Genomic DNA, 3,140 nt, shown 5'->3' with positions numbered 1-3,140 from the left:
AACAGAGCCTTATGTTCTCAGAGGTTGTAACCATTAAGTTGGTATTTAAACAATTAAATCTTTTATTCATAAGGACAGTTTAAAGAGCTGTCCTTTTTAAATAAATAAGCGGTGAAATTACGTTTACAGGAAATCTCCGACGCGCTGGGGAAAGAAACTATTGACAGTTTCAACACCAGCGAGAACCGGGGAAGCCAGACATCCCACGGACTGAACTATCAAAAATTAGGAAAGGAGCTGATGAGCCAAGACGAAATCGCTGTGATGGACGGCGGCAAGTGCATCTTGCAGCTACGGGGTGTGCGCCCGTTTTTATCGGAGAAATTCGATATTACCAAGCACCCGCGCTACAAATACCTTGCTGACGCCGACAAGAAAAACACCTTTGATGTGGACAGGTTTTTGACCGCTACGCGCCGGAAACGGCAGCAAGTGGTAACGCAGGACGAGGTTTTCGACCTGTACGAAATTGACCTGTCGGATGGGGACGCCGCCGCTGAATAAGCAGCGGCTATTTTCATACCCAAAACCAAATCAAACAATTTTGTGAGCCGCAAAACGCGGCAGAAAGTGAGGCCATTTATGGAATTTTTCAACAGCGCAGTGAACACTTTGCAGACGATCGTGATCGGACTGGGCGGCGGCCTGTGCGTCTGGGGCGGCGTTAATCTTCTGGAGGGCTACGGCCAGGACAACCCCGGCGCTAATGCTCATGTACGGTAAGGAAGCAAGCAACCGAAAACAAGAGATAGACCGCCAGCACTACACTATTCCGAACCAAAGACCAAAAGATAAGCATTGTGGGAAAATCTAAACTTTTGGATTTTCCTACAATGCCAACTACGGCGGAATCCCTCCCACTCCTTATATCTTTCTGTATACATTGAATTTGTATTTAGTAAAATGCAGACAACACCACGGATCGGCTTTTGGTTGGACAATTCCAACCAAACACCACAGCAGACAGCAGAAAACATTCTGAACGCTAGGAAGCCGGTATGATTGTTACATATAAGGGGAAGAAAAATTTCTTTTAGGTACTTGCTTTCCTAAAACTGATGTGATACAATGATTTAATCCAGAACAGGAGTAAAAAATATGCGGCAAGGTATTCTTAAATAAAACTATAATCAAATAGTGGGAACAAAGGATTATGATAGCTCCTTTTGTAGGGGCTTAGTTTTTTGTACCCAATTTAAGAATACTTTTGCCTTATCAATTTTGACATATCCCCAAAAACAGCAATCACAAACAGGTGTATGCTGTATATGTGTATGTCCGCAACTTATAATCCCCAGTGGTAAAAGTATTTTACTGCTGGGGATTTTTATGCCCTTTGGGGCTGTAAAGGGAGGACAATCACATGAAAATAATCAATATTGGAATTCTTGGCCATGTAGACGCTGGAAAGACGACCTTGACGGAGAGCCTGCTATATGCCAGCGGAGCCATTTCAGAACCGGGGAGCGTCGAAAAAGGGACAACGAGGACGGACACCATGTTTTTGGAGCGGCAGCGTGGGATTACCATTCAAGCGGCAGTCACTTCCTTCCAGTGGCACAGATGTAAAGTTAACATTGTGGATACGCCCGGCCACATGGATTTTTTGGCGGAGGTGTACCGCTCTTTGGCTGTTTTAGATGGGGCCATCTTGGTGATCTCCGCTAAAGATGGCGTGCAGGCCCAGACCCGTATTCTGTTCCATGCCCTGCGGAAAATGAACATTCCCACCGTTATCTTTATCAACAAGATCGACCAGGCTGGCGTTGATTTGCAGAGCGTGGTTCAGTCTGTTCGGGATAAGCTCTCCGCCGATATTATCATCAAGCAGACGGTGTCGCTGTCCCCGGAAATAGTCCTGGAGGAAAATACCGACATAGAAGCATGGGATGCGGTCATCGAAAATAACGATGAATTATTGGAAAAGTATATCGCAGGAGAACCAATCAGCCGGGAAAAACTTGCGCGGGAGGAACAGCAGCGGGTTCAAGACGCCTCCCTGTTCCCAGTCTATCATGGCAGCGCCAAAAATGGCCTTGGCATTCAACCGTTGATGGATGCGGTGACAGGGCTGTTCCAACCGATTGGGGAACAGGGGGGCGCCGCCCTATGCGGCAGCGTTTTCAAGGTTGAGTACACCGATTGCGGCCAGCGGCGTGTCTATCTACGGTTATACAGCGGAACGCTGCGCCTGCGGGATACGGTGGCCCTGGCCGGGAGAGAAAAGCTGAAAATCACAGAGATGCGTATTCCATCCAAAGGGGAAATTGTTCGGACAGACACCGCTTATCAGGGTGAAATTGTTATCCTTCCCAGCGACAGCGTGAGGTTAAACGATGTATTAGGGGACCAAACCCGGCTCCCTCGTAAAAGGTGGCGCGAGGACCCCCTCCCCATGCTGCGGACGACGATTGCGCCGAAAACGGCAGCGCAAAGAGAACGGCTGCTGGACGCTCTTACGCAACTTGCGGATACTGACCCGCTTTTGCGTTGCGAAGTGGATTCCATCACCCATGAGATCATTCTTTCTTTTTTGGGCCGGGTGCAGTTGGAGGTTGTTTCCGCTTTGCTGTCGGAAAAATACAAGCTTGAAACAGTGGTAAAGGAACCCTCCGTCATTTATATGGAGCGGCCGCTCAAAGCAGCCAGCCACACCATCCATATCGAGGTGCCGCCCAACCCGTTTTGGGCATCCATAGGACTGTCTGTTACACCACTCTCGCTTGGCTCCGGTGTACAATACGAGAGCCGGGTTTCGCTGGGATACTTGAACCAGAGTTTTCAAAACGCTGTCAGGGATGGTATCCGTTACGGGCTGGAGCAGGGCTTGTTCGGCTGGAACGTAACGGACTGTAAGATTTGCTTTGAATACGGGCTTTATTACAGTCCGGTCAGCACGCCGGCGGACTTCCGCTCATTGGCCCCGATTGTATTGGAACAGGCATTGAAGGAATCGGGGACGCAGCTGCTGGAACCTTATCTCTCCTTCATCCTCTATGCGCCCCAGGAATACTATAGAACGTCATTTTATTTAAAGATTTTCTAATCAAAATAAAACAAGAAAAGTAAGTCAAAATAAATGCAAAATCAAATTAAATAAAGATAAAAATCAAATTAAATGGAACTAAGAAGATATAAAA

Annotated in this window: 2 protein-coding genes and 1 pseudogene; all 3 read left to right on the top strand. The window is 47.6% G+C overall.

What is annotated here, in order from left to right; genetic code table 11:
- Positions 1–111: 111 nt before the first annotated feature.
- Entirely contained in the window at positions 112–504 is a 393-nt protein-coding gene (locus tag FYJ80_RS11440; RefSeq protein WP_456236615.1) for a TraM recognition domain-containing protein, read from the top strand.
- 78 nt (positions 505–582) lie between these two features.
- Positions 583–723, top strand: a complete 141-nt coding sequence (locus FYJ80_RS11435; protein WP_116443967.1) for a Maff2 family mobile element protein — start codon at positions 583–585, stop codon at positions 721–723.
- 640 nt (positions 724–1,363) lie between these two features.
- Positions 1,364–3,031, top strand: a pseudogene (tet(W), locus tag FYJ80_RS11425) (tetracycline resistance ribosomal protection protein Tet(W)); the annotation flags it as partial.
- Between the last annotated feature and the right edge of the window lie 109 nt (positions 3,032–3,140).

The organism is Bullifex porci, from assembly GCF_009695635.1.
Classification (GTDB): Bacteria; Spirochaetota; Spirochaetia; order Sphaerochaetales; family Sphaerochaetaceae; genus Bullifex; species Bullifex porci.
The sequence above is the reverse complement of the archived record's forward strand: the minus strand, read 5'-3'. Positions and strand labels throughout refer to the sequence as shown.